Genomic DNA, 25,473 nt, shown 5'->3' with positions numbered 1-25,473 from the left:
GGTAGGCTCAGGCCAGGTCGCCGGTACGCGCGAGACCCTCGCCGCGGTGGTGGTCGACCAGCTTTTCCTTGTGCTTGAGCAGCAGGCGGTCGAGCTTGTCGGCCAGCATGTCGATGGCGGCGTACATGTCGCTGCCCTCGGCGTCGGCATGGAACGTGCGGCCGGCCGGCGTGAGCGTGGCCTCGGCGCAGTGGCGCGACTTCTCGACGGAAAGCACGACCCGCACGTCGAAGGGCTGGTCGAAATGGCGCGCCAGCCGCTCGAAACGCGTGCCGACGTAGCCATTCAGCGCAGGCGTGACGTCGATGTGCTGCCCGTGGATCTCGATGCGCATGGACACTCTTCCTCTTGGATGCGGGGATGCCGCTTTGCGGCATGTCCAGCATGGCATGGCGGGCGCGTCGATGCGACCGCTCAGGCCATGCGCACGCGGTCCTGCGACGAGGGAATGCCGATGGATTCCCGGTACTTGGCGACCGTCCGGCGGGCGACCGGCACGCCGGCGGCACGCAGTGTCTCGGCCAGTTTCGCGTCCGACAGCGGCCGGCGCGGATTCTCGGCCGCCACCAGCTGCCGGATCATCGCCTGCACCGCCGCGCTGGAGGTTTCCTCGCCATTGCCGTCGGCGACTCCGGAGGCGAAGAACGCGCGCAGCGGCAGCGTCCCTCGTGGCGTGCGCGCGTACTTGCGGGCGATGGCGCGCGAGACGGTCGACTCGTGCAGGCCGAGCTCGGCAGCCACTTCGCGCAGCGTCAGCGGGCGCAGCGCACCGTCGCCGAACTCCAGGAAGCCGCACTGGCGGCGCACCAGGCAGCGGGTGACGCGCAGCAGCGTTTCCCCGCGGGCCTCGAGGTTCTTCAGCAGCCAGCGCGCTTCCTGCAGGTGCCCGCGCAGGTAGGCGGCATCGGCGGGGGATGCACGCGAGACCAGCGACTCGTAGCTGCGGTTGATGCGCAGGCGCGGGCGGCCCTGGTCGGAGAGCGCGACCTTCCATTCCCCGCGCTGCCGCCAGATGACCACGTCGGGCGTGACGTAGGTATCGGCCGATACCGCGCCCAGCTGCGCGCCGGGCCGGGGGTCGAGCGAGAGCAGCAGCGCGATGGCCGCCTCCACCTCGGTGAGCGGCTCGCCGAGCTCGGCGGCGAGCCCGTCCGCGCCCAGCCGCGGCAGGCGCTCGAGCCAGCCGTCGACGATGCGCAGCGCGGTGGCGCGGCCGGGCGTGTCGGCCTCCAGGGCGCCGAGCTGGACCCCCATGCATTCGGCCACCGATCGCGCGGCAACGCCCACGGGGTCGAAATGCTGGATCTGGTGCAGGACGGTCAGAACCTCGTCCTCGTCCGGCGCCAGCGCACCCAGCGAGGCGATGATGGCCTCCAGCGGCTCGCGCAGGTAGCCGTCCTCGGAGACGGCCTCGATCAGCGCGGCGCCGATCGTGCGATCACGCGGCGAGAGGGGACTCAGATGCAACTGCCAGAGCAGGTGGTCGTGCAGCGTGTCCTGCTCGGCGACCTGCTCGGCCGCGAGGCCATCGTCCTCCGACGCCGCGGGCCCGGTGCGCTCGCTCCAGCCGTCGAGCTCGGCCTCGTCCCAGCGCTCCTCGGCGGGGGCCGCGTCGTCGCCGGCCGCCGCCTCCGGCGTGGCCGTGAGCGTGCCGGCCTCCTCGTCGGCCCATTCCAGCAGCGGATTGGTCTCCAGCGCCTCGGTCATCTCCGCCTGCAGCTCCACCGCCGACAGCTGCAGCAGGCGGATCGCCTGCCGCAGTTGCGGCGTCATCACCAGCTGCTGGCCCAGGGAGGTCTGGAGGCGCGGCTTCATCGGAATCGAAGATACACGCCGCGGGCGTGGACAGGCGAGCGGCCGCGGGGCCGCCGGTCGGTCGCCGCGGCGGTCCCGTCGGGAGGCGTCACAGCCGGAACGTCTCGCCCAGGTAGACGCGGCGGACGTCGGCGTCGGCGAGGATCGCCTCCGGCGTTCCCTGCGCGAGCACGGCACCCTCGGCGAGGATGTAGGCCCGGTCGCAGATGCCGAGCGTCTCGCGGACATTGTGGTCGGTGATCAGCACCCCGATGCCGCGTTCGGTGAGGTGGCGCACGATCTTCTGGATCTCGCCAACCGAGATCGGATCGACGCCGGCGAAGGGCTCGTCCAGCAGCATCAGGCGCGGCCGGGCCGCCAGCGCGCGCGCGATCTCCACGCGGCGGCGTTCGCCGCCCGAGAGGCTGGCGCCGATCTGGTCGGCCACGTGCGCGACCTGCAGCTCGTCGAGCAGGCTCGAAAGCTCGCGCTCGCGGCCCCGGCGATCGAGGTCCTCGCGAAGCTCGAGCACCAGGCGGACGTTGTCGGCGACGCTGAGCTTGCGGAAGACCGAGGGTTCCTGCGGCAGGTAGCCCACGCCGGACTTGGCGCGCGCGTACATCGGCTCGGCGGTGATGTCCTTGCCGTCGAGGACGATGCGGCCGGCATCGGCCGGCACCAGGCCGACGATCATGTAGAAGCAGGTCGTCTTGCCCGCGCCGTTCGGGCCGAGCAGGCCGACGACCTCGCCGGCTTCCAGCGTCAGGCCGAAGTCGCGCACGACCTCGCGGTTGCGGTAGCGCTTGCGCAGCCCCTGCGCGGTCAGCATCAGGGCGCCCCGCCGGCGGTGCCGCGCGGGAGGATGCGCATCTTGACGCGCCCGCCGCCCTCGTTGCCGCCACCGCTGTTCACCTGGCCGGTGCGCATGTTGTAGACCACGCGCCCGCCGGCCAGCGAGCCGCGCGGCTGGGTGATGCTGACGTTGCCGGTGAACACCACCGTCTCGGTGGACAGGTCGTAGTCCACCCGCGAGGCCACCGCGCTCATGGGCGTGCCGTTGTCGAGCTGCTGGCTCAGGCGCACCGGCGACCCGGTGAGGACCGCGCGCGAGGGCTCGCCGTTGCGCATGGAGATCTCGGCGCGGGCGGCGTCGATCCTCAGCGTGCCCTGGGTGATCTTCACGCCGCCGCTGATGACCGTGGGGCGGCTGTCGTCGACCGAGTAGTCGGCGGCGCCACCGTCGATGTCCATCGGCTGGCGACGGTCGGAGGAGCGCGCATCGGCCACGACGGGCGCCAGCAGCAGGGCGGTCGCGGCGAGCGTCGCCAGCTTATGGAGTGCGTTCATAACGGGCCTTGATGTCCTTGAGGAACACGCGCTTGGTGTCCAGTTTCGCCTCCAAGCTGTGCCCGTTCAGTATAAAACCGGGCTGTTTGAGGCTGACCTGTACGTCGGACGTGGCGCGCTTGGTCTCCGGAAAGACGTTCAGGCGCTGGGTGTCCATGCGCAGCGGGCGCCCCGAGGCGTCGGTGCTGGTGGCCTGGACGTCGCCGCGCAGGCGGATCTCGTCGCCCTCGGCGCTCACCCAGCCGGTCCGCGCGCGCACTTCCCAGGGGCTGCCGCTGCCGTCCTCGCGCGGGGGGATCAGGAACAGCGGGGTGGCGATGTCGAGCGTGCGCACGGCCGGGTCGCGCTGCAGCCGCGGCGCGCGCAGGGTGAAGGCCTCGCGACCTTCGCGGTCCAGCGAGACCAGCTCGAAGTCCTCGAGCACGTAGTCGGCGCGGCCGCCGACCACCGGCAACGCGTCGTCGCCCGGGCCCTTCCACATCGACCAGCCGATGGCGGCCGCGGCGACGGCGAGCGCGACCGTGAGCCAGAGGCGCCAGTTCACGACTGCGTCCCCAAGGCCATCGGCTCGGGAGCCAGCAGCGCATCGATGATCGACTCCACATGGCCCTGCGCGAGCAGCACGGCGTCGGCGAACTCGCGCACCGCACCGGCGCCGCCGGGGCGCCGCGAGCGCCAGGTCGCACGCTCGTGGATCCACGGATGCGCGTCGGCGGGGCAGGCCGACAGGCCGACGCGCATCATCACGCGCAGGTCGGGCAGGTCGTCGCCCATGAACGCCACCTGCTCCAGCGCGACCCCGGCCGCGCGCGCGATGCCCTCCACGCAGCGCAGCTTGTCGCCGATGCCGGTGCAGGCCTGCACGCCCAGTTCCGCTGCGCGGCGCTCGACGACCGTGCTGTGGCGCGCGGTGACCAGCGCCACCTCGATGCCGGCGCGGCGCAGCAGCACCAGGCCCTGCCCGTCGTGCACGTGGAAGGACTTCGACTCGCCGCCTCCGCTGTCGTAGGTGAGGCGGCCGTCGGTCAGCGTGCCGTCGACGTCGAAGCAGGCGAGCCGCACGCGGCTGGCGCGCTCGGTGAGATCGGAGGAGGCGGGGGTGTCGGTCATGCGAGGGCCGGTTAAACCACCCGTGCGCGCAACAGGTCGTGAATGTTGAGCGCGCCGACCACCCGGCCCTCGCCATCCACCACCAGCAGGCCGCTGATCTTGTGCTGCTCCATCACGTGCGCGGCCTCGACGGCGAGCACGTCGCTGGAAATCGTGCGTGGAGCGCGGGTCATCACCTGCGCGATGGGCGTGGAGCGCAGGTCGAGCTGCGCGTCGTCGAGCGTGCGGCGCAGGTCGCCATCGGTGAAGACGCCGAGCAGGCGGCCTTCGGCATCGGCCACCGCGGTGAGCCCCAGGCGCTTTCGGCTCATCTCGACCAGCGCCTCGCTCACCGAGGCGTCGGGACGGACGCAGGGCAGGTCGTCGCCGGCATGCATGACGTCGGCGATGTGCAGGAGCAGGCGGCGGCCCAGCGCACCCGCCGGGTGGGAGCGCGCGAAGTCGTCGGCGGTGAAGCCGCGCGCCTCGAGCAGCGCCACGGCCAGCGCGTCGCCCATCGCCAGCGAGGCGGTGGTGCTCGAGGTGGGCGCAAGGTGCAGCGGGCAGGCCTCGGCGGGCACGGAGACGTCCAGATGCACGTCGGCTTCGCGCGCCATTGTCGAGGCGGCGCGGCCGGTCATCGCGATCACGGCATTGCCCTGGCGCCTGAGCACCGGCATCAGGGTGAGGATCTCGTCGCTCTCACCCGAATACGACAGCGCGAGCACGACGTCGGCATCGGTGATCATCCCCAGGTCGCCATGGGCGGCCTCGCCGGGATGCACGAAGAAGGCTGGCGTGCCGGTGGAGGCCAGCGTGGCCGCGATCTTGCGCGCGACGTGCCCGGACTTGCCCATGCCGATGCAGACCACGCGACCGCGCGCGGCGAGCATCAGGCGGCAGGCTTCGACGAAGGGCCCGTCCAGGCGCGCGGCCACGGCGTCGAGGGCCTGGCGCTCGATGGCGAAGACGCGGCGGCCGCTTTCGAGCAGGTCGGGGCCCGCGACGGGGCCGGCAGGGGAGTCCGCCATTTCGGGCAGGGTCCTTATCCTTTAGGCTAAGCCGCCCATCTTAAGCGGTTCAGGCCATGCCCGCCGGGCAGCGGCCTGTACCTGCGCATTCCAGGTCCCGACGTGAATCCCGACATCATCCGACAGCTCATCGAACAGGGCCTGCCCGGCGCCCGCGCCGACGTGCGCGGCGACGACGGCGTGCACTTCGAGGCCACCGTGGTCTGCGAAGCCTTCCGCGGCAAGCTTCCGCTCGCGCGGCACCGCATGGTCTACGCCACGCTGGGCGAGCGCATGGGCGGCGAGATCCACGCGCTCGCGCTCAGGACGCTCACCCCCGACGAGGCGGCGAACTGACGATGACCGCCAAGATCGTGGTCGAGGGCGGCGCGCCGCTCGAAGGCGAGGTCGCCATCTCCGGCGCCAAGAACGCCGTGCTTCCCATCCTCTGCGCGACGCTGCTGGCCGACGGGCCGATGACGCTGCGCAACGTGCCGCACCTGCACGACGTGCACACCACGGCCCGCCTGCTGGCCGAGCTCGGCGCGCGCGTGGGCGACGGCGGGCCGGGCGTGGTGACGGTCGACCCGACCTCCGTGCACAGCCAGGTCGCGCCCTACGAGCTGGTCAAGACCATGCGCGCCTCGGTGCTGGTGCTGGGCCCGCTGCTGGCGAAGTACGGCCATGCCGAGGTCTCGCTGCCGGGCGGCTGCGCCATCGGCTCGCGCCCCGTCGACCTGCACATCAGGGGGCTGCAGTCGCTGGGCGCGGAGATCAGCGTCGAGAACGGCTACATCAAGGCGCGCGCGCCCAGGTTGCGCGGCGCGCGCCACGTCTTCGACTTCGCCAGCGTCGGCGCGACCGAGAACGTGCTGATGGCCTCGGTGCTCGCGGAAGGGCGCACGCTGCTGGAGAACGCGGCGATGGAGCCGGAGATCGTCGACCTGGCCGAATGCCTGATCGCGATGGGCGCGCGCATCGAAGGCCACGGCACGGGGCGCATCGTCGTCGAGGGCGTGCCGGCCCTGCGCGCCGCCGAGCACACCGTGGTGGCCGATCGCATCGAAACCGGCACCTTCCTCGTGGCCGCGGCCATGACCGGTGGCCGCGTGACCGCCACGCATGCGCGCCCGGACACCATGGACGCGGTGATCGACAAGCTCAAGGAGGCCGGCGCCGAGCTCGACTGCGATGGCGACCGCATCACCCTGGACATGCGAGGCCGCCGCCCGCGCGCGGTGGACATCACCACGGCGCCGCATCCGGGCTTTCCCACCGACATGCAGGCGCAGTTCATGGCGCTCAACTGCATCGCCGAGGGCGTGGGCGTCATCAACGAGACGATCTTCGAGAACCGCTTCATGCACGTCAACGAGCTGCTGCGCCTGGGCGCGGACATCCGCGTGGACGGGCACACGGCCGTCGTGCGCGGCGTGCCGAAGCTGTCGGGCGCGCCGGTGATGGCGACCGACCTGCGCGCCTCGGCCTCGCTGATCCTCGCGGGCCTGGTGGCGAGCGGCGAGACCACGATCGACCGCATCTACCACCTCGACCGCGGCTACGAGAACATCGAGGGCAAGCTGTCGGCGCTCGGTGCGAGGATCCGCCGCATCCGCTGAAGGATTGCGGGTTCCAACGACAAAGGCCCCGCCGGAGCGGGGCCTTTTCGTGTCCGGCGGCGGCGAGGTTCAGCCCGCGATGCGCAGCTCGATCACGTCATTGCCGTCCTTCTGCACGATGCGCGCCGGAACCGGCATGCCGGGCACCACCCACAGGGTGGTCTGCTTGTCGCCGGACGTGCCCACGACCTTGGTGGCCTGCTGGCTGCGGCCGTCGACCGTGATCGCCTCCTTGCCGGCCACGGTGTAGGTGAGCTGGCGCGCGCGGCCGTTGTCGACCATGCGATAGCGCAGCGGCTTGCCGGCGGCGACGTCGCGCGCGATCGCGAGGTTCACCAGCAGCGCGTCCATGTCGCCCGGCTGCAGCTTCACCGGGCCGGCCCGGTCGGCCTTGACGTCGCCGCTCCAGGTGGCCACGCCCTTGCCCCAGTCGTAGTTGGCCTGGGTCTTCTTGCGCTTGATCAGCACGCTGCTGCTGTCGGTGGCGGAGATCGGGCGCAGCTGGCCATCCACGTCCTCGAAGACGGTGGACTGCACGAGGTTGCCCATGCGGTTGGTGATCTGCAGGGTGTACTTCCAGCGGTTGGCGCCGGCAGGCTCGACGCTCATGCGGCCGTTGGCCGCCATGCCCATGTAGTTGGCCTGGTAGGCGGCGCTGAAGGGCTTCACGGCCAGGGCAGGGGCACTCGCCAGTGCGAGCGTGGCGGCCAGCAGGGCACCGCGCAGGATGGACGACTTGCTCATTGCTTCAGGCTCCTCGGTATTCGATGAGGCGGAGGTCGTAGGTGTCCTCGCCGTTTTCGCGTTGCAGGAGGCGGATCGGCGTGGGCACGCCTTCCGCCACCCAGATCGACGTCTGCTCGCCGCCCGACTGCACGCGATCCACGCGCAGCGCGCTGTAGCGCAGCTCGCCCACCACCATCTCCTCCGGCTCGGTACCGACGACATACCGATGCGGCCGCACGCGGCCGGTGTCGACGTAGCGGTATTCGAGCGTGGCCCCGGGGCGGGCGTCGCGGATCACCGCCAGGTTGATGAGCAGGCCGCTCATGTCGCCCGGCTGCAGATCGACGGGCGCGCGCCGGGTCTTCTTCACGTCCCCGGTCCAGCGTGCCCTGCGAGCCTGCCAATCGTAGACACCGGTGCTCTGCTTCCGCGTGAACAGCACGCGTCGGACCGTACTCTGGCTGAGCGGCCGGTAGACCCCGCCCGCCTCGTCGAAGACCGTGCTCTGCTGCGCGCTGATGCCCGCCAGGCCCACGAGGCCCTTGCCGTCCATGTCGAGGTCCACGCGCCAGTGGCCCTGCGCGTTGCGCACCACCTGCAGGGTGGCCACGCCGAGCGCGCGACCGCCGCGGTAGACCTCGTACGACGCGCGGAAGGGCTCCACGGCCGCGGCCAGGCCGCTGGCCAGCATCAGGCAGGTGGCGAGCAGCGCGCCGGCGACGCGCCTCATGCGGCCGCCTCGCGCAGATCGCCGCCCAGCTGCAGCGGGGCCTGCAGCCGGCGGCCGTCGACGTGTACGCCATCGGCCCCCAGCGCCACGCGCCCCTGCGCGAAGAGGCGCAGGGTGGCGACCAGCAGCGGGTGCTCGCGCTCGAGTACGCGCGCAGCCAGCGCGGTGGCATCGTCCCCCGGCAGCACCGGCACGCTCGCCTGGGCGATTACCGGGCCGCCGTCGAGCTCGCAGGTCACGAAGTGCACGCTCGCGCCATGCACGGCGACACCGGCCGCCAGGGCCTGTTCGTGCGTGCGTAGGCCCTTGAACGCGGGCAGCAGCGAAGGATGGATGTTGATCATGCGTCCGGCCCATGCCTCGACCTGGGGCGCTCCCAGCAGGCGCATGTATCCGGCGCAGACGATTAGATCAGGGTGAACGGCGGCGATGCGGCTGAACAGCGATTCATCGAAGGCCTCGCGCGTGGGGAAGTCGCCGGGCTTGAGCGATTCGGCCGGGATGCGCGCCGCGCGTGCGCGCTCGAGCGCGCCGGCCTTCGCACGGTCGGAGAACACGGCGGCGACCCGGGCCTCGAGCCTGCCCTGGGCGATCGCGTCGAGGATGGCCTGCAGGTTGCTGCCGCGGCCGGAGGCGAGGACGGCAAGGCGCATGGCTCAGTGGAACATCGCCCGTACGCCGGGGCGCGAGAGCACGATCAGCGTGAACACGCCCAGCACGGTCCCGAAAGGCACGAACATCGAGGCGATGGCGGCGGCGACCATGCACAGCATGTAGCGGCGTCGCCCGCGCAGGCACCGCCCGGCGTAGGCGAACAGCACCGCGCAGGCCAGGCCCAGCAGGATCAGGAACAGGGCGATGCCGACGAACAGCCAGCCCACCAGGCGCGCCTCGTCGGGCGCCTCCGCCTGCTGGCCCAGGCGCCCGGTCACCAGGCCGAGCCCGATGACCAGATGGATGACGGGCACCAGCGCGAACAGGCCCGTCAGCGCCGCGACGACATAGTGGAAGACGCCGAGCAGGTCGAGGTGTTCGGCGTCGACGGACCTCGCCGGCGTGGACATGGCTCAGCCGATCCGCACGCGCTCGCCGTCGCCGGCGCGGCAGACCCGGCCGATCGGCCGGTGCGCGAGCCCGAGGCGGTCGAGATCGGCCGCCACCGCCGGGGCGTGGGCGGGGTCGACCACCAGCACGAAGCCCACGCCGCAGTTGAACGTGCGCCACATCTCCTCGTCGGCCACCGCGCCTTCGCGCTGGAGCCAGTCGAACACCGGCGGCAGCACGATGGCGCTGGCCTCGATCTCCAGGCCCAGGCCTTCCGGGATCACGCGGATGATGTTCTCGGTGAGGCCGCCGCCGGTGATGTGGGCCATCGCGTGCAGGTCGTACCTGGACAGCAGCTCCAGCACCGGCTTCACGTACAGCGCGGTGGGCGCCATCAGCGCGTCGACGAGCTTGACCCCGCCGAGGTCGAGGTCGGCCGGACGGCCGGCGCGGTCGAAGATGCGGCGGATCAGCGAATAGCCGTTGGAATGCGGGCCGCTCGAGGCGATGCCGATGAGCACGTCGCCTTCGCGCACCTTGGCGCCGTCGAGCAGCTTCGACTTCTCCACCGCCGCCACGCAGAAGCCGGCGAGGTCGTATTCGCCCGGCGGGTACATGTCGGGCATCTCGGCCGTCTCGCCGCCGATCAGCGCGCAGCCCGAGAGCTCGCAGCCCTTGGCGATGCCGCCGACCACCGCGACGGTGGTGTCGACGTCGAGCTTGCCGGTGGCGAAGTAGTCCAGGAAGAACAGCGGCTCGGCGCCCTGCACCAGCACGTCGTTGACGCACATGGCGACCAGGTCGATGCCGATGGTGTCGTGGCGGCCCAGCTGCTGGGCGAGCTTGAGCTTGGTGCCCACGCCGTCGGTGCCGGAGACCAGTACCGGCTCGCGGTACTTGCCCGAGAGGTCGAACAGCGCGCCGAAGCCGCCCAGGCCGCCCATCACCTCGGGACGGAAGGAGCGCTTCACCAGGGGCTTGATGCGCTCGACCACCTCGTTGCCCGCGTCGATGTCGACGCCCGCCTCGCGGTAGGTGAGCGGGGCGCGGTCGGGGGCGTTCGACTGGGACACGGCGGTCTCGGGCGGCTGTCGGGGAGGCGCGTGATTCTACCAGCGGCCGCCGCCCGCTCCGGCCGGCGTGGACGGCCCGGCGGCCCTGCGGCACCATGTCCGGCCAGTCCAACCGGGCCCGCGCGATGGCATACGCGATCCGACTCGTCCTCCTTACCGTCCTGCTGGTCGCGAGCTTCGCCGTGCCGGCGCAGCGCGTGGAGGGCGAGCGCGCCCGCGCCGTGGGCCTCTATTCGGCGGAAGTCACGGTCAACGGGCAGGGACCCGGCGAGCGCAACGGCGCGTTCGCCCGCGGCCTGCTGCAGGTGCTGCAGCGGATCACCGGCGACCGCGCCGTCAACGGCAAGCCCGGCGTGGGCGACGAGCTGCGCCGCGCGAGGGAGTACGTCGACAAGTACGACTACCGCCAGGACGAGGGCGTCAGCGCCAGCGGCGCGCCGAGCTTCAAGACCACGCTGGTCATCCAGTACGACGCCGACAAGGTCGGCGAGATCATCTCCACCCTCGGCCTGCAGCAGTGGCCGACGCCGCGTCCCAAGCCGGTGCTGTGGCTGGCCATCAACGACGGCCGCGGCCCGCGGCTGGTCGGGCTGGCGCAGAACGATGCCGCGCGCGCCGTGCTCGACCGCGCCAAGGCGCGCGGCTACGCGCTGGGCCTGCCCGCCGGCAATGCCGCCGAGCAGGCGCTGGTGGGCGCGATCTGGCGTGGCGACACCGCGGCGATCGCGCGCGCCTCGGCCAAGTACAGCCCGCCGATGCAGCTGATCGGCAAGCTCTACCGCAACCCGAAGGGTGGCTGGACGGCCGACTGGATCTTCCAGGATGCCGGCAAGGTGCTGGCGCGCTCGTCCAGCAGCGATGCGGATGCCCGCCGGGCGATGGCCGCCGGCGCCGACGTCGCGGCGGACGCGCTGATCCGCCGGTACGCCAAGCCCGCCAAGCCGCTCGCGCCTCCGGGCGAGTTCACCATCGCGTTCACCGGCGTGGACAGCACCGACGACTTCATCCGCCTGGCCGCCTACCTCGAGCGCCTCGCGGTGGTGAAGCGGGCCACGCCCGTGAGCGCGAGCCCCGACGCGCTGGTGTACGAGCTCGAGCTCTCTAGCGGCCTGCCCGGCTTCACCCGCAGCGTCGTCAAGGACGGCGTGCTGGAGCCGGCGGGCGAGGAAGGCACCACCACCTTCCGGTTGCGCTGATGGACGCCGTGACCACGCCGCTGGAGGACATCGCGCGCTTCCTGCGCCGCCTGCAGTGGGCGGCGGTGGCCCTGTTCGCGCTGTGGCTGCTGTGGCTGCTCGCGCCCGTGCTCACGCCCTTCGTGATCGCGGCGATGCTGGGCTGGCTGGGCGACCCGGTGGTCGACCGCCTGGTGGCGGCGGGCCGCTCGCGCGGCACCGCGGTGGCGCTGGTCTTCAGCGTGATGACGGTGATCTTCGTGGCGCTGGTCCTGCTGCTGGTGCCCATGGTCCAGCGCCAGATCGTCACGCTGGTCGAGTCGGTCCCGCGTTACCAGCAGTGGCTGGTGGGCACGGCGCTCCCCTGGCTGGAAGCCCGCACGCAGCTGGACATCGACCGCTGGCTCGACGTGGACTACGCCGTCGCGATGCTGCGCGAGCACTGGGACAGCGCGGGCGGCTTCGCCAAGACGGTGCTGGGCTACGTCACCCGGTCGGGCTCGATGCTGCTGGGGCTTGCGGTGAACGCCGTGCTCGTCCCGGTGCTGGCCTTCTTCTTCCTGCGCGACTGGGATGCGATGGTCGAGCGGATCGCCGCGCTGATTCCCCCGCGCCACCTGGCCACCGCCACGCGCCTGGCGAAGGAATCGGACGAAGTGCTCGGCGGCTTCCTGCGCGGGCAGTTCATGGTGATGCTGACGCTGGGCATCGGCTATGCGATCGGCCTGCAGATCGTCGGGCTCGACCTCGGCATCCTGATCGGCATGATCGCCGGCCTGCTCACGTTCGTGCCCTACGTCGGCCCAGCCAGCCTGCTGCTGCTGGGCGGCATCGCCGCGCTGGTGCAGTACGGCGACTGGCAGCACCTGGCGGGCGTGGTCGCCGTGTTCGGAATCGGGCAGGTGGTGGAGAGCTACTGGCTCACGCCCAAGCTCGTCGGGGACCGCATCGGCCTGCATCCGGTGGCGGTGATCTTCGCCGTGCTGGCCGGCGGCCAGCTGTTCGGTTTCCTGGGCATGCTGCTGGCACTGCCGGTGGCGGCCGTCGCCAACGTGCTGCTGCGCTATGCGCAGGAGCGCTACACGCACAGCCGGCTCTATGCGGGCGACACGCCGTCGATCCTGCTCGATGCCGGCGGCCCGCAGGGGCACGAGTCCGCCTGATGCCGCAGGGCTCCGCCCCGGCGCAGCTGCCGTTGGCCCTGCGCTATCCGCCCGACCAGCGTCTGGCGACCTTCGTGGGGGCGCCCGCGGGCACGCTGGCCCATCTGGAAGCGCTCGCGCGCGGCGAGGCGGTCGACTGGCTCTACGTCAGCGGCCCGGCAGGCATCGGGAAGTCGCACCTGCTGCTCGCGGCCTGCGCGCAGGCGCAGGAGGCCGGACGCCGCCCGGCCTACCTCGCGCTGGCCCGTGCGGCAGGTCGCCTCGCCGACGCGCTGCAGGCGCTGGAGGGCATGGACCTCGTCGCGCTGGACGGGCTGGAAGCGGTCGCGGGCGTGCGCGAGGACGAAGTCGCGCTGTTCGACTTCCATAACCGCGCGCGTGCCGCGGGCATCGCGGTGGTCTATGCCGCGATCGCGCGCCCCGACGCGCTCGAGCTCGTGCTGCCCGACCTGCGTTCGCGGCTGGGGCAGTGCAGCGGCGTGGTGCTCTCCGCGCTGGACGACGCGGGCCGCCGCGAGGTGCTGCGCCAGCGCGCACAGCGTCGCGGCCTCAGCGTGGACGAGGCCGCGCTGGACTGGCTGCTGCGGCGCGTGGGCCGCGACCTCGGCAGCCTGACGCAGCTCTTCGACCAGCTCGACCGCGCCGCGCTCGCGGCCCAGCGCCGGCTCACGGTGCCCTTCCTGCGGCAGGTGCTGGGCCAGGTTCCCGAGGCCTGAGCAGGTCCTGGTGCGCCGGCGCGCACGCGCATGCCGGCCTGCTCAGGCGGTGCGCAGTTCCGCGTCCAGCATGGCCAGGCGCTCCGGCGTGCCGACGTCCGTCCAGGCACCGGCGTGGTACTCGCCGGTCACGTCGCCGCGGTGCATGGCCGCGCGCAGCAGTGGCGCGAGCTTGAAGCGCGGCGGCGTGTCGGCGGCGCCGGGCGCGTCGCCGATCACCTCGCGCCAGCCGTCGAAGAGCGCGGGGCGGTAGACGCCAATGCCCGAGAACGTCAGCCGGCGCGGGCCTTCGCTCAGCACCCGGTCGCCGTCGAGTGCGAAATCGCCCCCGGGGTTGTGCGCGGGGTTGTCGACCAGCACGAGGTGGGCCAGGCCCCGCGGCTCGCGCGGCAGGCGTGCGAAGTCGTAGTCGCTCCAGATGTCGCCGTTGACGGCGATGAAGGGCGCGCCGTCCGGCGAGAGCCGCGACAGCGCGTTCCACATGCCGCCGCCGGTCTCGAGGGGCACCGGGCCCTCGTACAGCCCGCCCACGCGCAGGCCCCAGCGCGAGCCGTCGCCCAGGACTTCGGGAAAGCATTCGGCAAGCCAGCTGGTGTTGACGACGACTTCGTCGACGCCGATGGCCGCGAGCTTCTCCAGGTGCCAGGCGATCAGTGGCTTGTCGCCGGCCACGAGCAGCGGCTTGGGCGTGCCCAGCGTGAGCGGCCGCATGCGCTCGCCGAGGCCGGCGGCGAAGACCAGGGCCTTCATGCGGCGGCGAACGCCGGGCGCAGGCGGCGTTCGATGACGCGCCCAAGCGGCGCGAGCTCCGGGTACCTCGGCACGACGGCGTCGAGATAGGCGACGAAGCGCGATGCGTCGGCGATGTACTTCGGCTTGTGGTCGCGGTGGTTCAGGCGCGCGAAGATGCCGAGCACCTTGAGGTGGCGCTGGACGCCGATGAGGTCGGCATCGCGGCGGAAGCGCTCCAGCGGCGGCACCGGCAGGCCGGCTTCGCACGCGCGCCGGTGGTAGTCGGCGAGCCAGGCGTGCACGCGCGCCTCCGGCCAGCTCAGGAACGCGTCCTTGAACAGGCTCAGCGCGTCGTAGGCGATGGGGCCGACGACGGCGTCCTGGAAGTCGAGCACCGCGGGGCCGGCGCCGTCGTCGGTGGGCATCAGGTTGCGCGGCATGAAGTCGCGATGCACCAGCACGCGGGGCTGGGCGAGGGCGGCATCGATGAGGACGCGGTAGGCGGCGTCGAGGTTCTCGAGGTCGTCGCAGTCGGGTTCGACGCCCAGGTGCCGGGCCAGGAACCACTCGTCGAACAGGCGCAGCTCGCGGGCCAGGAGCGCCTTGTCATAGGCCGGCAGGCCGGGCGGCGGCGCGATGGCCTGCAGCTTCAGCAGCTGGCCGACGGCGGCGTCGAAGAGCTCGTCGGCGTTGGTGTCGATGATGACGTGCAGGTAGGTCTGCGCGCCGAGGTCCTCGAGCAGCAGGAAGCCGTGGTCGACATCGCGCGCGAGCACGCGCGGCACGCGCACGCCGCCGGCTTCGAGCACGTCGCGCATGGCGAGCCAGGGGCGCACGTCCTCCTTGTCGGGCGGGGAGTCCATGACGATGTGCGTGGGCGATTCGCCCACCGTGCGCCAGTAGCTGCGGAAGCCGGCGTCGGCCGAGGCGGCGACGAGGCCGATGTCCGGGTTGCCGGTCGCGGCGCGCGCCCAGTGCAGGCGCTGCGCCTCGCGGGCATCGAAGGGGGGGCTCGGCGTCATGCGGTCTCCGTGCGGCGATGGCCGCGACGGGACAGGGTAGCGGGGGCGGCAAGCCGGTTGAACCATGGGCGGCAAAACGGGACCGCCGCGCCACGGAGGCCGGGGCGGGCGCGCGAGGTTGCGTCGGGCCCGGCGGGGCGGCGTGCCGGGCGGCCCGGGGTCAGGGCAGGCTGGTGTCGCCGATGGACTCCAGCCAGGCATCGTCGGAGCCCTCGTCGATCCCCTCGAAGAGCACGGTGGAGAGATATCGTTCGCCGGTGTCGGGCAGCATCGCGAGGATGACCGAGCCGTCGGGCGCCGACTCGGCCACGCGCAACGCCGCCGCCGCCGTTGCGCCGGCCGAGATGCCCACGAAGATGCCTTCCTCGGCGGCCAGCCGGCGCGCAGTGTCGCGGGCGAGCAGGTCGTCGATCCTGAGGATGTCGTCGGCCACCGAGCGGTCGAGCACGGCGGGCACGAAGTCCGGCGTCCAGCCCTGGATCCTGTGCGGCTGCCAGGGCTCGCCCGAAAGCAGGGCCGCGCCGGCGGGTTCGGCGGCGATCACCCTGATGCCCGGGCGGGCGGCCTTGAGGACCTGGCCGGCGCCAGTGATGGTGCCGCCGGTGCCCCAGCCGCTGACGAAGTAGTCGAGCCGGCGGCCGGCGAAATCGCGCAGGATCTCCGGGCCGGTCGTATTGCGGTGCCAGGCCGGGTTGGCCTCGTTCTCGAACTGGCGTGCGAGGAACCAGCCGTGTTTCTCCGCGAGTTCCTTCGCCTTGCGCACCATGCCGGTGCCACGCTCGGCGGCGGGCGTGAGGATCACCCTGGCGCCGTAGGCACGCATGAGCTTGCGCCGCTCGACGGAGAAGGTTTCCGTCATCACCGCCACGAACTTGTAGCCGCGCGCGGCGGCCACCATGGCGAGCGCGATGCCGGTATTGCCCGAGGTGGCCTCGACGATGGTGTCGCCGGGCCTGAGCAGGCCGCGCTGCTCGGCGTCGAGCACGATGGCGAGGGCGAGGCGGTCCTTCACCGAACCGCCGGGATTGAAGGACTCCACCTTGGCGTAGACGCTGACGTTGCCCGGCGCGATGCGCTGCAGGCGCACGATGGGCGTGCCGCCGACGGTGTCGAGGATGCTGTCGTACAGGGCCATGGGAGTTCTCTGGGGAAGACGGGGGGCGTGGGAGCAGGATGCGGACGGCGCGTTGGCGAGGCGTGACCCGCACCGGTGGTCAGGCGGGCATGCGACACCCCGGGCAGCGGCGACGCGCGGCACGGCGTCCAGATGCGAGCGCCCGTCTGCCCCCGGTCGGCGGGGTGGTCAGGCTCACGCGGCCTGCTCCAGCGCAGGCACGCCCAAAGGCGCCTGGCCGAACCAGCCCAGGCGGGCGGCGAGGGCGGCGACCTCGCCCACGACCAGCAGGGCCGGCGAGCGCACGGCATGCCGGCGGATGTCGTCGGCGAGGCTGGCGAGGCTGCCCAGCACGACGCGCTGGCCGGGGCGTGCGCCGTTCTCCACGACCGCGACGGGTGTCGACGGGGACATGCCGTGCGCCACCAGCCGCGTGGCGATGCGGGCGGCCGCGGCCACGCCCATGTAGAAGACCGTCGTCCGGCCGGGTGCCGCGAGCGATGCCCAGTCGAGCGTGTCGGCCTCGTCCCGGGCGTGCGCGGTGGCCAGCAGCAGCGACTGCGCATGGTCCCGGTGCGTGAGCGGGATGCCGGCGTAGGCGGCGCAGGCCAGGGCCGCGGTGATGCCAGGGACGACCTCGAAGGCAATGCCGTGCGCGGCCAGCACTTCGAGTTCCTCGCCGCCGCGGCCGAACACGAAGGGGTCGCCGCCCTTCAGGCGCACCACCGTGCGGCCCGCGCGCGCATGCTCGAGCATGAGCCGGTGGATGCGCGCCTGCGTGGCTGCATGCGCGTCGGCGCTGCCGGGCGTGCCGGCCTGCTTGCCGACGTCGACCAGCTCGGCGTCGCGGCGCACGCGCGCGAGCACGTCGGCGGAGACCAGGCGGTCGTGCAGCACCACGTCGGCCTGCGAGAGCACGCGCAGCGCGCGCAGGGTGAGCAGGCCCGCGTCGCCCGGCCCCGCGCCGACGAGGATCACCCGCCCGCGGCGTCGTGCGCCCGGCTCGCGCAGCATGGCGCGCAGGGCGTCGCGGGCGGCATCGTCGCGGCCGGCGCGCAGCAGGGCCGGCACCTCGCCGTGGATCACCCGCTCGAAGAAGTCGCGACGCGCGCCGGTGTCGGCAAAGCGCGCGCGGATCAGGCGGCGGTGGCGCGCGAGCAGGCGGGCCAGCCCGGCCCAGGACTCGTCGAGCTCGGCCTCGAGCTTCTCGCGCAGGTGGCGCGCGAGCATGGGCGCGCCGCCGCCGCTGGAAATGGCGACCTGCAGCGGCCCGCGTTCCACGCGCGCGGGGACCTGCACGCTCGAGCGCGCCGCGTCGTCGACCACGTTCGCCCAGATCCGCCGCTGCGTGGCGGCTGCGGCGACGGTGGCGTTGACCTCGTCGTCGTCGGTGGCCGCGACGACCAGCCAGGCGTCGTCCAGGTGCCCGGGCATGAAGGGCCCGGGCACGTGGTCCAGCCGCCCGGCATCCACCTCGGCCTGCAGGTCGGGCACCAGGCGCGGCGCGACCAGGCGCACGCGGGCGCCGGCTTCGCGCAGGGCGGCGACTTTCCGCCGCGCCACGGCGCCGCCGCCCACCACGACAACGCGGCGGCCGTTCAGGTCGACGAAAAGCGGGAACAGTGGAGCGGAACCCGATGTTGCAGGCATGGAACTGATCCGGTCTCGGGACGCCCGCAAGCTATTCCCCTGCAACGCCCGGGCGAAATGACCGGTGGGTACAGGCTCATGCTGCTGAAGCATGAGTGTGTGGACACTGGGCTCGCGGGCCGTTAGCTTATACATCCTTTCATTCGGATCGAGCGATGGAGCATGCCGGACGGCTCTCCGCTCCTGCCGTTCGCGTCCCCAGGCCCGCCATGACCCTCAGCCAGCTCCGCTATCTGGTCGCCATCGCCGATTCCGGGCTCAACATCACCCTGGCCGCCGAGCGGGTGCATGCCACCCAGCCGGGCCTGTCCAAGCAGCTCAAGCAGCTGGAGGACGAGCTGGGCTTCCTGCTGTTCTCGCGCAAGGGGCGCAGCCTGGACTCGATCACGCCTGCCGGGCAGCAGGTGCTGGCGCACGCGCGCCGGCTGCTGGCCGAGGCGGCCAACATCCGTGCCTACGCCGCCAACGTGCGCGGCGATGCGCAGGGCCGCCTCGTGATCGCCACCACGCATACGCAGGCGCGCCACGTGCTGCCGGGCGCGATCGCGCAGGTCCGTCGTGCCTATCCGCAGATGTCGGTGCACCTCTCGCCCAGCGGCGAGGGCGAGGTGCTGGGCCTGCTCGCGCGCGGCGAGGCGGACGTGGCGGTGATCAGCACCTCCGGCGATGCGCCCGCCGGTGGCGTCGCCGTGCCGTTGTTCCGCTGGCGGCGGAAGGTGCTGGTGCCGCGGGAGCATGCGCTGGCGCGTAGCGACGGGCCGCCGACGCTGGAGCGCCTCGCCGGCGAGGCGCTGGTGAGCTACGAGTCGTCGGTACGCGCCGATTCCTCGCTGCGCCGCGCGTTCGCGCAGGAGGGCCTGGAGCCACGCATCGCGATGACGGCGCGCGACGCGGACCTCATCAAGACCTACGTACGCGCGGGGCTGGGTGTCGGCCTGCTGGCCGAGATGGCGGTAGGCGCGGAGGACCTGGACACGCTGCATGCGTTGCCGGCGCCGGAGTCGGTGCCCGAATGCACGGCCTGGGCCGTGCTGCCGCGCGAGCGCGTGCTTCGCGATTACACGCTGGCACTGTTGACGGCGGTGGCGCCGCAGCTCGATCGCACGGACCTGCGCCGCGCGGTGGCCGGCACCGATGATCCCGCCTGGCCGGTCCCGCCGAGCTGGAGCGACCTGCGTCGCGCGATCGCCACCTGACGGTGCCGCCTCGCGGCCGACCGACGTCGTCCGCCGGCGCGCGGCCCCGCGCGCGATACCCCATCATGGCGCCCCCGCGCGCGGCCGCGCCTTGCCCGTACGAAAGGCATGCGACGGCCGGCAGCCGCCGCCGTGGCCCGCCTCATGGCTCCCGCTCCCATGGGAGCGAAGAACGACAGGAAACCCCATGCCCCTCGAGATCGAACGCAAGTTCCTGGTGACCGGCGATGCCTGGCGCACGCGTGCGAGCCGCGTCGTCGACATGGCTCAGGCCTATCTCAACGACCTGGCCACGCTGGACGCCGGCGCGATGAACGTGTCGGTGCGCGTGCGCATCCAAGGGAGCGAGGCCTTCCTCAACATGAAGTCGCGCGAGCTGGGGACGACCCGCCAGGAGTTCGACTATCCGATCCCCGTCGAGGATGCGCGTGCGCTGCTCGCGCTCGCCGTCGGCGGGCGCATCGAGAAGCGCCGGCATTACGTCGAGGTGGCCGGTCGCACCTTCGAGGTCGACGAGTTCCTGGGCGACAACGCGGGGCTGGTGGTCGCCGAGCTCGAGCTGGAGGACGCCGAGGCCGCCTTCGAGCGGCCCGACTGGCTGGGCGAGGAGGTCACGCACGACGCCCGCTACTACAACCTCGCGCTCGCCAGCCACCCCTACTCGACCTGGTAGCGCCGGCGGCCGCAGCCGCGGGGATCGCGCGCAACGGCCGCCCGGCCGCGGATGCGCGCGGCCCGGCCGGGCTACGGTCTCCACGGCATCCGGGGCACAATGCCCGCCCCGTTTCGTGGAGTGGTGCCCCATGCTCGTGATCGGCGTCGCCGGGACCGAACTCACCGCGCAGGAGCGCGACTGGCTGCAGCACGATGCCTGCGGCGGCGTGATCCTGTTCTCACGCAACTTCGCGTCGAAGCAGCAGGTCGCCGAGCTGAGCCAGGCGATCCGCGAGGCCGCCCCGCGCCCGCAGCTGGTCTGCGTGGACCAGGAAGGCGGGCGCGTGCAGCGCTTCCGCGACGGTTTCGCCGCGCTGCCGCGCCTGGAGGTTTTCGACGACCTCTACCGGCGCGATCCGGAAGGCGCGGTCAAGCTGGCGATCGAGCATGCCTGGCTGATGGCCAGCGAAGTGCGCGCCACCGGCGTGGATCTGAGCTTCGCGCCGGTGGTCGACCTGGGCCGCGGCAACCGCGCCATCGGCGACCGCGCGTTCTCCGCCGACCCCCGGGTCGTCGCCGAGTTCACCCGCGCCTACATCGAGGGCATGCACGCGGCGGACATGGCGGCGACGATCAAGCACTTCCCGGGCCACGGCTCGGTGCTCGAGGACACGCACTTCGACGACGCGGTCGACCCGCGGAGCCTCGAAGAGATCCGTGCCCAGGACCTCGTGCCCTTCGCGGCCGGCATCGACGCCGGCGCCGACGCGGTGATGATGGCGCACGTGCGCTATCCGGCGGTCGATCCCGATCCGGCCGGCTACTCGCGGCGCTGGATCGAGGACATCCTGCGGAAGGAGATGGGCTTTCGCGGCGTGGTCTTCTCCGACGACATCGGCATGGCCGCGGCGTTTTCCGCCGGCGGCATCAAGGCGCGCATCGACGCGCACCTGGACGCGGGCTGCGACGTGGTGCTGGTCTGCCATCCGGAGCTGGTGCCCGAATCGCTCGCGGCGGTCGAAGGGCGCCGCGTCAACACGGCGGCGATGGCCGGCCTGATCGGCCGCGGCCCGCTGGCATGGGAAGGCCTGCTGGCCGATCCGCGTTACGACGCCACGCGCAGCCGCATCGAGGGGCTGGCGTAATGGCGCGCGACATCGCCTGGGCGCTCGCCAACAGCGATCTCGTGCACGACCGCGATGCGCTGGAGCAGGCCATCGCGCGCATGGCGCCGAAAATCCGCGAGGACCTCCAGGGCAGCGTGCCCGTCTACCTCACCGTGATGCACGGCGGCCTGCCGTTCGCCGCGCGCCTGGCCATGGAGATCGGCGCGCTCGGGCTGGACCTCGAATTCGACTACCTGCATGCCACGCGTTACCGCGGTGCGACCAGCGGCGGCGAGCTGGCCTGGAAGCATCGCCCCGCCACGCCGCTCGCCGGCCGCCGCGTGCTGCTGGCCGACGACATCCTCGACGAAGGCCACACGCTGCGCGGCATCGTGGAGTGGTGCCGCGCGGAAGGCGCGGCCGAGGTGCGCATCGCGGCGCTCGCGGTCAAGCGCCACGACCGCTGCGTGGAAGGCGTCTGCGCCGACTATTCCGGCGTGGACGTGCCCGATCGCTACGTCTTCGGCTACGGCATGGACTTCCAGGACCAGGGCCGCAACCTGCCCGCCATCTACGCGCTGCGCGACGACGCGCTCGCGCAGCTGGGCGACTGATCCGGAGCGCAGGACATGGACCGCATCGACCTCGCCATCATCGGCGGCACCGGTGTCTACCGGCTGGCGGAACTCGACGACGTTCGCTCGTTCGACCTGGAAACGCGCTTCGGCGCGCCGTCCGGGCCAGTACGCGTCGGGCGCCTGGGCGATCGCAGCGTGGCCTTCCTCGCGCGCCACGGCGAGGGCCATTCCGTGCCGCCGCATCGCGTCAACTACCGCGCCAACCTCGCCGCGCTGCAGCAGCTGGGTGCCACGCGCGTGCTGGCCATGAATACCGTCGGCGGCATCACCGAGCGCTTCGGCCCGCGCGTGCTGGCCTGCCCGGACCAGCTGATCGACTACACCTGGGGCCGCATCTCCACGATCTGCGAGGAGGAGGGCAGCGAGGTGCTGCACGTGGACTTCGGCGAGCCGTATACCGAATCGCTGCGGCGCATGGTGCTGGACGCGGCGAAGGCCGCCGGCGTGCCGCTGGTCGACGGCGGCTGCTACGGCGCCACGCAGGGTCCGCGGCTGGAGACGCGCGCGGAGATCGCGCGCATGCGCCGCGACGGCTGCGACCTGGTGGGCATGACCGGCATGCCGGAAGCGGGCCTGGCGCGCGAGCTGGGGCTGGACTACGCCTGCCTGGCGATCGTCGCCAACTGGGCTGCCGGGGCGGGGCCGCAGGTGGACGAGGTGATCACGCTGCAGGACGTGCTGGACAACGTGGAGGCGGCATCGGCCCACCTGCCGGAGCTGCTGCGCGGCGTGCTGGACCGGATGAACGCGGGCTGATTGTCAAACCGGCCGTGCGGTTTGCATACTCGGCCCGCGACCGCAGCCGGGGGGTGCGGGGCGCGCCACGCTATCCAGCATGAGGTCATCCAGGACATGCAGTACGGCACCGTGAAGTGGTTCAACGACGCCAAGGGCTTCGGTTTCATCTCGCCAGAGGACGGCAGTGCGGACGTGTTCGTGCACTTCTCCGCCATCAATGCCAAGGGCTTCCGCAGTCTCCAGGAGGGCCAGCGCGTCTCCTACGAGGTCACGCAGGGGCCGAAGGGCATGCAGGCCTCCGGCGTGGTCCCGGCCTGATCCGGCATCGGCATGAGGTAACGCAAAGGCCCCGCTCCGGCGGGGCCTTTTTCGTGGGCGCCGTCAGCGCGTAGCGTCGATGAACTGCAGGCGCGCCAGCTCGGCGTAGAGCCCGCCCTGCGCCAGCAGCTCGGCATGGCGGCCCTCGGCGACCACCCGCCCGCCGTCCATCACCACGATGCGGTCGGCCTTGAGCACGGTGGCCAGGCGATGGGCGACGACGATCGTGGTGCGTCCTTCCATCAGCTCCTCCAGCGCCGCCTGCACCGCGGCCTCGCTCTGCGCGTCGAGCGCGCTGGTGGCCTCGTCCAGCAGCAGGATGGGCGCGTCGCGCAGGACCGCGCGGGCGATGGCGATGCGCTGCTGCTGGCCGCCGGACAGCCGCGCGCCGCGCTCGCCGAGCTCGGTGTCGAGCCCCTGCGGCAGCGCGTCGACGAAATCCTGCGCATGCGCGGCGCGGATGGCGCGGCGGATGTCGTCCTCGGTGGCATCCAGGCGCCCGTAGCGCACGTTCTCGCGCACGCTGGTGGCGAACAGCGTGGGGTGCTGCGCGACCAGCGCGATGGCGCCGCGCAGGGCGTCGGGGTCGACGGCATCCACCGGCACGCCGTCCACGCTGATGCGGCCGGCCTGCACGTCGTGGAAGCGCAGCAGCAGCGAGAACACGGTGCTCTTGCCGGCTCCCGAGGGCCCGACCAGCGCGACCGTCTCGCCGGGGCGCACGTGCAGGTCGAAGTCCTGCAGCACCGGGCGCGATGGCTCCGACGGGTAGGCGAAGCGCACGCCCTCGAAGCGCACCTCGCCGCGCACCGGGGCGGGCAGGGGACGCGCCTGCGCGGGCGCGGCGATGGCAGGCGTCTCGTCGAGCAGTTCGGCGATGCGGCCCATGCCGCCCGCCGCGCGCTGCACCTCGTTCCAGACTTCGGCCAACGCGCCCACCGAGCCGCCCGCGATCAGCGCGTAGAGCACGAACTGGCCGAGCGTGCCGGCGCTCATGCGCCCGGCCACCACGTCGTGCGCGCCCAGCCACAACACCAGCGTGATGGCGCCGAAGACCAGCAGGATGACGAAGGCGGTGACGATGGCCTGCGCGCCGATGCGCCGCCGCGCGGCGCGCAGCGCCACGCCCAGCGCCTCGCCGAAGCGCCGGCGCTCGTAGCCCTCGCGCGCGTGGGCGCGCACGGTCGGGATGGCGCCCAACGTCTCCGAGGCCAGCGCGTTGGCGCCGGCCACCGCGTCCTGGCTCACGCGCGCGATGCCGCGCAGGCGCCGCCCGGCCGCGACGATCGGCAGCACCGCCAGCGGGATCCCGACCAGTGCATAGCTGGCGAGCCGCGGGCTGGTCGCGAACAGCATGGACACGCCACCGAGGAAGGTGACCACGCTTCGCAGTGCCACCGAAAGCGTGGAACCCACCACGCTGCGCAGCAGCTCGGTGTCGGCGGTCAGGCGGGAGACCAGCTCGCCGCTGCGCGTGCGGTCGTGGAAGGCGGCGTCGAGTGCGAGCAGGTGCGCGTAAAGGCGGTCGCGCAGGTCGGCGACCACGCGCTCGCCCAGCAGCGACACGAAGAAGAAGCGGGCCGCGGTGGCCAGCGCCAGCGCCGCGGCCACGCCGAACAGCAGCACGAAGACGCGGTCGATGCCCGCGCCGCCGCCGGCGAAACCGTGGTCGATCATCTGGCGGATGGCGACCGGCAACGACAGCGTGGCCGCCGACGACCCGGCCAGCGCGACCAGCCAGGCCACCAGCAGCGCGCGATGCCGCCGCACGAAGGGCCACAGGCCGCGCAGGGGGCGAAGGCGCGAGGCGGGCGTGGCCGCGGGGGCGTCAGGCATTCGGGGGCTCCAGCAGGCGTATCCGGTTGCGGGTGGCGTCGCGCAGCTGCGCTTTCAAGGCGTCGGCGCGATCCCGCGGCAGGCGCAGGCGCAGCACGGCACCGTCGCCGTGGAAGCGCTCGTCCAAGCGCTCGGCGTCGTGCAGGGCGAGTGCGGCATGCACGGCGCCGGTGTCGGCGAAGGCGAAGGCCACGTCGAACTCGACCCGCGGCACGTGCTCGACCTTCGCGGCCTCGCGCAGGCACTGCGCCGCGCAGCCGCCGTAGGCGCGCACGAGGCCGCCGGCGCCGAGCTTGATGCCGCCGTACCAGCGCGTGACCACCACCATCACCCCGTCGACGCCCTGACCATCGATGGCGGCCAGGATGGGCCGGCCCGCGCTGCCGGAGGGCTCGCCGTCGTCGCTGCTGCGGTACTGCGGGCCGATGCGGTAGGCCCAGCAGTTGTGGGTGGCCGCCGGGTCGGCGACGCGTCGCAGGAAGGCGAGCGCCTCGTCGGGCGAGCCCACGGGCGCAGCCTGGGCCTGGAAGCGGCTGTGCTTGACCTCGAGCGTTGCGGTCGCCGGCGCGGCCAGCGTCAGCATGCCCATCGGCCCGGCATCTCAGCGCGGCTCCGCGAGCAGCGCACGCAGGTCCTCGGGCAGGCGGTGGCGCGGGTACTCGCGTCGGAACAGGCGCAGGCTCGCGCGGGCCGCGTCCACATCGCCGGCGTCGCGCCGCAGGCGGATGCGCTCGAGCCAGTCGACCGGCCCGAGCGAGGCGTCCGCCGCGACCGGCGGGAAGACGCGGCCGCCCGTGACCGTGATGGTGTCTGTGCCGGCCGGCGCGGCGGCGTCGCCGACCCGGCTGCCGGTGACCTCGACGCGCTCCAGGCGCGCCGCCTCGCCATGCGCGACCGCCTCCTCCGCCAGCTGCAGGGCTGCGCCTGCGTCCCGGCCCGGCGGGGCGGGCGGGGCCGGCGCGGCGACCGCGGCCGCGGCCGGC

At 72.7% G+C, this 25,473-nt stretch carries 29 protein-coding genes and 1 pseudogene; 11 read left to right on the top strand and 19 right to left on the bottom strand.

From position 1 onward, the window contains the following. Nucleotides 1-7: 7 nt before the first annotated feature. From hpf to EYQ95_RS21010, 7 genes are all read right to left on the bottom strand, one after another. Complete coding sequence (gene hpf / locus EYQ95_RS21040; RefSeq protein WP_132330201.1) at nucleotides 8-334, bottom strand: ribosome hibernation-promoting factor, HPF/YfiA family; 327 nt, start codon at nucleotides 332-334, stop codon at nucleotides 8-10. Between the two features lie 80 nt (nucleotides 335-414). Next, nucleotides 415-1,815, bottom strand: coding sequence for an RNA polymerase factor sigma-54 (locus EYQ95_RS21035; protein WP_132330199.1), 1,401 nt, complete (start codon nucleotides 1,813-1,815; stop codon nucleotides 415-417). A gap of 88 nt (nucleotides 1,816-1,903) precedes the next feature. Then, on the bottom strand, nucleotides 1,904-2,623 hold the full coding sequence (gene lptB / locus EYQ95_RS21030; RefSeq protein ID WP_132330197.1) for an LPS export ABC transporter ATP-binding protein: 720 nt from the start codon (nucleotides 2,621-2,623) through the stop codon (nucleotides 1,904-1,906). Continuing rightward, nucleotides 2,623-3,141, bottom strand: coding sequence for a lipopolysaccharide transport periplasmic protein LptA (lptA, locus tag EYQ95_RS21025; RefSeq protein WP_132330195.1), 519 nt, complete (start codon nucleotides 3,139-3,141; stop codon nucleotides 2,623-2,625). Before lptA ends, lptB begins: the two co-directional genes overlap by 1 nt. Beyond that, complete coding sequence (gene lptC, locus EYQ95_RS21020; protein WP_165924812.1) at nucleotides 3,125-3,685, bottom strand: LPS export ABC transporter periplasmic protein LptC; 561 nt, start codon at nucleotides 3,683-3,685, stop codon at nucleotides 3,125-3,127. Before lptC ends, lptA begins: the two co-directional genes overlap by 17 nt. After that, nucleotides 3,682-4,251, bottom strand: coding sequence for an HAD family hydrolase (locus EYQ95_RS21015; protein ID WP_132330191.1), 570 nt, complete (start codon nucleotides 4,249-4,251; stop codon nucleotides 3,682-3,684). Before EYQ95_RS21015 ends, lptC begins: the two co-directional genes overlap by 4 nt. Before the next feature lie 11 nt (nucleotides 4,252-4,262). Next, entirely contained in the window at nucleotides 4,263-5,261 is a 999-nt protein-coding gene (locus EYQ95_RS21010) for a KpsF/GutQ family sugar-phosphate isomerase (protein ID WP_132330189.1), read from the bottom strand. Nucleotides 5,262-5,363: 102 nt separating this feature from the next. Here EYQ95_RS21010 and EYQ95_RS21005 point away from each other — a divergent pair, with 102 nt between their 5' ends. Then, nucleotides 5,364-5,597, top strand: a complete 234-nt coding sequence (locus EYQ95_RS21005) for a BolA family protein (protein ID WP_132330187.1) — start codon at nucleotides 5,364-5,366, stop codon at nucleotides 5,595-5,597. Nucleotides 5,598-5,599: 2 nt separating this feature from the next. After that, nucleotides 5,600-6,859: a UDP-N-acetylglucosamine 1-carboxyvinyltransferase gene (gene murA / locus EYQ95_RS21000; RefSeq protein ID WP_132330185.1), complete on the top strand. Its 1,260-nt coding sequence runs from the start codon at nucleotides 5,600-5,602 to the stop codon at nucleotides 6,857-6,859. A gap of 69 nt (nucleotides 6,860-6,928) precedes the next feature. Here murA and EYQ95_RS20995 read toward each other — a convergent pair whose 3' ends face one another. From EYQ95_RS20995 to purM, 5 genes are read right to left on the bottom strand one after another with little or no spacing between them, the layout of a single operon-like run. Continuing rightward, nucleotides 6,929-7,603, bottom strand: a complete 675-nt coding sequence (locus EYQ95_RS20995; RefSeq protein ID WP_132330183.1) for a DUF3108 domain-containing protein — start codon at nucleotides 7,601-7,603, stop codon at nucleotides 6,929-6,931. 4 nt (nucleotides 7,604-7,607) lie between these two features. Beyond that, a complete protein-coding gene (locus tag EYQ95_RS20990) occupies nucleotides 7,608-8,315 on the bottom strand; it encodes a DUF3108 domain-containing protein (RefSeq protein WP_132330181.1) in 708 nt (235 codons plus the stop codon). After that, nucleotides 8,312-8,968 carry a phosphoribosylglycinamide formyltransferase gene (gene purN, locus EYQ95_RS20985; RefSeq protein WP_132330179.1) on the bottom strand — a complete coding sequence of 219 codons (657 nt, stop codon included), beginning with the start codon at nucleotides 8,966-8,968 and terminating at the stop codon, nucleotides 8,312-8,314. The genes EYQ95_RS20990 and purN overlap by 4 nt, the downstream gene beginning before the upstream one ends. Nucleotides 8,969-8,971: 3 nt before the next feature. Next, the gene (locus tag EYQ95_RS20980) at nucleotides 8,972-9,379 is read right to left on the bottom strand and encodes a hypothetical protein (RefSeq protein ID WP_132330177.1); all 408 of its coding nucleotides are present in this window, start codon (nucleotides 9,377-9,379) and stop codon (nucleotides 8,972-8,974) included. Between the two features lie 3 nt (nucleotides 9,380-9,382). Next, nucleotides 9,383-10,432 (bottom strand): phosphoribosylformylglycinamidine cyclo-ligase, encoded by a 1,050-nt coding sequence (gene purM / locus EYQ95_RS20975; protein WP_132330175.1) that lies wholly within the window; start codon nucleotides 10,430-10,432, stop codon nucleotides 9,383-9,385. Between the two features lie 95 nt (nucleotides 10,433-10,527). Between purM and EYQ95_RS20970 the strand changes: the two genes are divergently transcribed. Genes EYQ95_RS20970 through hda form a run of 3 tightly spaced genes read left to right on the top strand, consistent with a single transcriptional unit; the run spans nucleotide 10,528 to nucleotide 13,486 of the window. Then, nucleotides 10,528-11,628 carry a DUF2066 domain-containing protein gene (locus tag EYQ95_RS20970; protein WP_243700021.1) on the top strand — a complete coding sequence of 367 codons (1,101 nt, stop codon included), beginning with the start codon at nucleotides 10,528-10,530 and terminating at the stop codon, nucleotides 11,626-11,628. Next, entirely contained in the window at nucleotides 11,628-12,770 is a 1,143-nt protein-coding gene (locus EYQ95_RS20965) for an AI-2E family transporter (RefSeq protein WP_132330173.1), read from the top strand. The genes EYQ95_RS20970 and EYQ95_RS20965 overlap by 1 nt, the downstream gene beginning before the upstream one ends. Beyond that, nucleotides 12,770-13,486, top strand: coding sequence for a DnaA regulatory inactivator Hda (gene hda, locus EYQ95_RS20960; protein ID WP_132330171.1), 717 nt, complete (start codon nucleotides 12,770-12,772; stop codon nucleotides 13,484-13,486). Before EYQ95_RS20965 ends, hda begins: the two co-directional genes overlap by 1 nt. A gap of 42 nt (nucleotides 13,487-13,528) precedes the next feature. Here hda and murU read toward each other — a convergent pair whose 3' ends face one another. The 4 genes from murU to cysG form a co-directional block, all read right to left on the bottom strand. After that, the gene (gene murU, locus EYQ95_RS20955) at nucleotides 13,529-14,236 is read right to left on the bottom strand and encodes an N-acetylmuramate alpha-1-phosphate uridylyltransferase MurU (RefSeq protein ID WP_132330169.1); all 708 of its coding nucleotides are present in this window, start codon (nucleotides 14,234-14,236) and stop codon (nucleotides 13,529-13,531) included. Continuing rightward, a complete protein-coding gene (locus EYQ95_RS20950; RefSeq protein ID WP_132330167.1) occupies nucleotides 14,233-15,240 on the bottom strand; it encodes an aminoglycoside phosphotransferase family protein in 1,008 nt (335 codons plus the stop codon). The genes murU and EYQ95_RS20950 overlap by 4 nt, the downstream gene beginning before the upstream one ends. Before the next feature lie 160 nt (nucleotides 15,241-15,400). Next, nucleotides 15,401-16,375, bottom strand: coding sequence for a cysteine synthase A (gene cysK, locus EYQ95_RS20945; protein WP_132330165.1), 975 nt, complete (start codon nucleotides 16,373-16,375; stop codon nucleotides 15,401-15,403). A gap of 174 nt (nucleotides 16,376-16,549) precedes the next feature. Next, a complete protein-coding gene (gene cysG, locus EYQ95_RS20940) occupies nucleotides 16,550-18,004 on the bottom strand; it encodes a siroheme synthase CysG (RefSeq protein WP_132330163.1) in 1,455 nt (484 codons plus the stop codon). A 209-nt stretch (nucleotides 18,005-18,213) separates the two neighbouring features. Between cysG and EYQ95_RS20935 the strand changes: the two genes are divergently transcribed. From EYQ95_RS20935 to EYQ95_RS20910, 6 genes are all read left to right on the top strand, one after another. After that, nucleotides 18,214-19,200 (top strand): LysR family transcriptional regulator, encoded by a 987-nt coding sequence (locus EYQ95_RS20935; RefSeq protein WP_132330161.1) that lies wholly within the window; start codon nucleotides 18,214-18,216, stop codon nucleotides 19,198-19,200. Between the two features lie 187 nt (nucleotides 19,201-19,387). Then, nucleotides 19,388-19,873, top strand: a complete 486-nt coding sequence (locus tag EYQ95_RS20930; protein WP_132330159.1) for a CYTH domain-containing protein — start codon at nucleotides 19,388-19,390, stop codon at nucleotides 19,871-19,873. Between the two features lie 130 nt (nucleotides 19,874-20,003). Further along, nucleotides 20,004-20,999, top strand: coding sequence for a beta-N-acetylhexosaminidase (nagZ, locus tag EYQ95_RS20925; protein ID WP_132330157.1), 996 nt, complete (start codon nucleotides 20,004-20,006; stop codon nucleotides 20,997-20,999). Then, the gene (locus EYQ95_RS20920) at nucleotides 20,999-21,574 is read left to right on the top strand and encodes a hypoxanthine-guanine phosphoribosyltransferase (RefSeq protein WP_132330155.1); all 576 of its coding nucleotides are present in this window, start codon (nucleotides 20,999-21,001) and stop codon (nucleotides 21,572-21,574) included. Before nagZ ends, EYQ95_RS20920 begins: the two co-directional genes overlap by 1 nt. A 15-nt stretch (nucleotides 21,575-21,589) precedes the next feature. Further along, nucleotides 21,590-22,354 (top strand): S-methyl-5'-thioinosine phosphorylase, encoded by a 765-nt coding sequence (locus EYQ95_RS20915; RefSeq protein ID WP_132330153.1) that lies wholly within the window; start codon nucleotides 21,590-21,592, stop codon nucleotides 22,352-22,354. A gap of 96 nt (nucleotides 22,355-22,450) precedes the next feature. Beyond that, a complete protein-coding gene (locus EYQ95_RS20910; RefSeq protein WP_132330151.1) occupies nucleotides 22,451-22,654 on the top strand; it encodes a cold-shock protein in 204 nt (67 codons plus the stop codon). A 63-nt stretch (nucleotides 22,655-22,717) separates the two neighbouring features. Here EYQ95_RS20910 and EYQ95_RS20905 read toward each other — a convergent pair whose 3' ends face one another. The 3 genes and pseudogenes from EYQ95_RS20905 to EYQ95_RS26430 form a co-directional block, all read right to left on the bottom strand. Next, nucleotides 22,718-24,490, bottom strand: a complete 1,773-nt coding sequence (locus EYQ95_RS20905) for an ABC transporter transmembrane domain-containing protein (protein ID WP_132330149.1) — start codon at nucleotides 24,488-24,490, stop codon at nucleotides 22,718-22,720. Then, the gene (locus EYQ95_RS20900) at nucleotides 24,483-25,073 is read right to left on the bottom strand and encodes a YigZ family protein (RefSeq protein WP_132330146.1); all 591 of its coding nucleotides are present in this window, start codon (nucleotides 25,071-25,073) and stop codon (nucleotides 24,483-24,485) included. Before EYQ95_RS20900 ends, EYQ95_RS20905 begins: the two co-directional genes overlap by 8 nt. Before the next feature lie 18 nt (nucleotides 25,074-25,091). Next, nucleotides 25,092-25,473: pseudogene (locus EYQ95_RS26430) on the bottom strand (hypothetical protein); the annotation flags it as partial.

The organism is Lysobacter sp. N42 (genome assembly GCF_004344885.1).
This window is presented reverse-complemented; position numbering and strand designations above follow the sequence as displayed.

Excerpts from the sequence above, each read along its gene's own strand:
- hpf (WP_132330201.1), bottom strand. The coding sequence starts at position 334 with ATGCGCATCGAGATCCACGGGCAGCACATCGACGTCACGCCTGCGCTG.
- EYQ95_RS21035 (WP_132330199.1), bottom strand. The coding sequence starts at position 1,815 with ATGAAGCCGCGCCTCCAGACCTCCCTGGGCCAGCAGCTGGTGATGACG.
- lptB (WP_132330197.1), bottom strand. The coding sequence starts at position 2,623 with ATGCTGACCGCGCAGGGGCTGCGCAAGCGCTACCGCAACCGCGAGGTC.
- lptA (WP_132330195.1), bottom strand. The coding sequence starts at position 3,141 with ATGAACGCACTCCATAAGCTGGCGACGCTCGCCGCGACCGCCCTGCTG.
- EYQ95_RS21015 (WP_132330191.1), bottom strand. The coding sequence starts at position 4,251 with ATGACCGACACCCCCGCCTCCTCCGATCTCACCGAGCGCGCCAGCCGC.
- EYQ95_RS21010 (WP_132330189.1), bottom strand. The coding sequence starts at position 5,261 with ATGGCGGACTCCCCTGCCGGCCCCGTCGCGGGCCCCGACCTGCTCGAA.
- murA (WP_132330185.1), top strand. The coding sequence starts at position 5,600 with ATGACCGCCAAGATCGTGGTCGAGGGCGGCGCGCCGCTCGAAGGCGAG.
- EYQ95_RS20995 (WP_132330183.1), bottom strand. The coding sequence starts at position 7,603 with ATGAGCAAGTCGTCCATCCTGCGCGGTGCCCTGCTGGCCGCCACGCTC.
- EYQ95_RS20990 (WP_132330181.1), bottom strand. The coding sequence starts at position 8,315 with ATGAGGCGCGTCGCCGGCGCGCTGCTCGCCACCTGCCTGATGCTGGCC.
- purN (WP_132330179.1), bottom strand. The coding sequence starts at position 8,968 with ATGCGCCTTGCCGTCCTCGCCTCCGGCCGCGGCAGCAACCTGCAGGCC.
- EYQ95_RS20980 (WP_132330177.1), bottom strand. The coding sequence starts at position 9,379 with ATGTCCACGCCGGCGAGGTCCGTCGACGCCGAACACCTCGACCTGCTC.
- EYQ95_RS20970 (WP_243700021.1), top strand. The coding sequence starts at position 10,528 with ATGTCCGGCCAGTCCAACCGGGCCCGCGCGATGGCATACGCGATCCGA.
- EYQ95_RS20965 (WP_132330173.1), top strand. The coding sequence starts at position 11,628 with ATGGACGCCGTGACCACGCCGCTGGAGGACATCGCGCGCTTCCTGCGC.
- hda (WP_132330171.1), top strand. The coding sequence starts at position 12,770 with ATGCCGCAGGGCTCCGCCCCGGCGCAGCTGCCGTTGGCCCTGCGCTAT.
- murU (WP_132330169.1), bottom strand. The coding sequence starts at position 14,236 with ATGAAGGCCCTGGTCTTCGCCGCCGGCCTCGGCGAGCGCATGCGGCCG.
- EYQ95_RS20950 (WP_132330167.1), bottom strand. The coding sequence starts at position 15,240 with ATGACGCCGAGCCCCCCCTTCGATGCCCGCGAGGCGCAGCGCCTGCAC.
- cysK (WP_132330165.1), bottom strand. The coding sequence starts at position 16,375 with ATGGCCCTGTACGACAGCATCCTCGACACCGTCGGCGGCACGCCCATC.
- cysG (WP_132330163.1), bottom strand. The coding sequence starts at position 18,004 with ATGCCTGCAACATCGGGTTCCGCTCCACTGTTCCCGCTTTTCGTCGAC.
- EYQ95_RS20935 (WP_132330161.1), top strand. The coding sequence starts at position 18,214 with ATGACCCTCAGCCAGCTCCGCTATCTGGTCGCCATCGCCGATTCCGGG.
- EYQ95_RS20930 (WP_132330159.1), top strand. The coding sequence starts at position 19,388 with ATGCCCCTCGAGATCGAACGCAAGTTCCTGGTGACCGGCGATGCCTGG.
- nagZ (WP_132330157.1), top strand. The coding sequence starts at position 20,004 with ATGCTCGTGATCGGCGTCGCCGGGACCGAACTCACCGCGCAGGAGCGC.
- EYQ95_RS20920 (WP_132330155.1), top strand. The coding sequence starts at position 20,999 with ATGGCGCGCGACATCGCCTGGGCGCTCGCCAACAGCGATCTCGTGCAC.
- EYQ95_RS20915 (WP_132330153.1), top strand. The coding sequence starts at position 21,590 with ATGGACCGCATCGACCTCGCCATCATCGGCGGCACCGGTGTCTACCGG.
- EYQ95_RS20910 (WP_132330151.1), top strand. The coding sequence starts at position 22,451 with ATGCAGTACGGCACCGTGAAGTGGTTCAACGACGCCAAGGGCTTCGGT.
- EYQ95_RS20905 (WP_132330149.1), bottom strand. The coding sequence starts at position 24,490 with ATGCCTGACGCCCCCGCGGCCACGCCCGCCTCGCGCCTTCGCCCCCTG.
- EYQ95_RS20900 (WP_132330146.1), bottom strand. The coding sequence starts at position 25,073 with ATGCTGACGCTGGCCGCGCCGGCGACCGCAACGCTCGAGGTCAAGCAC.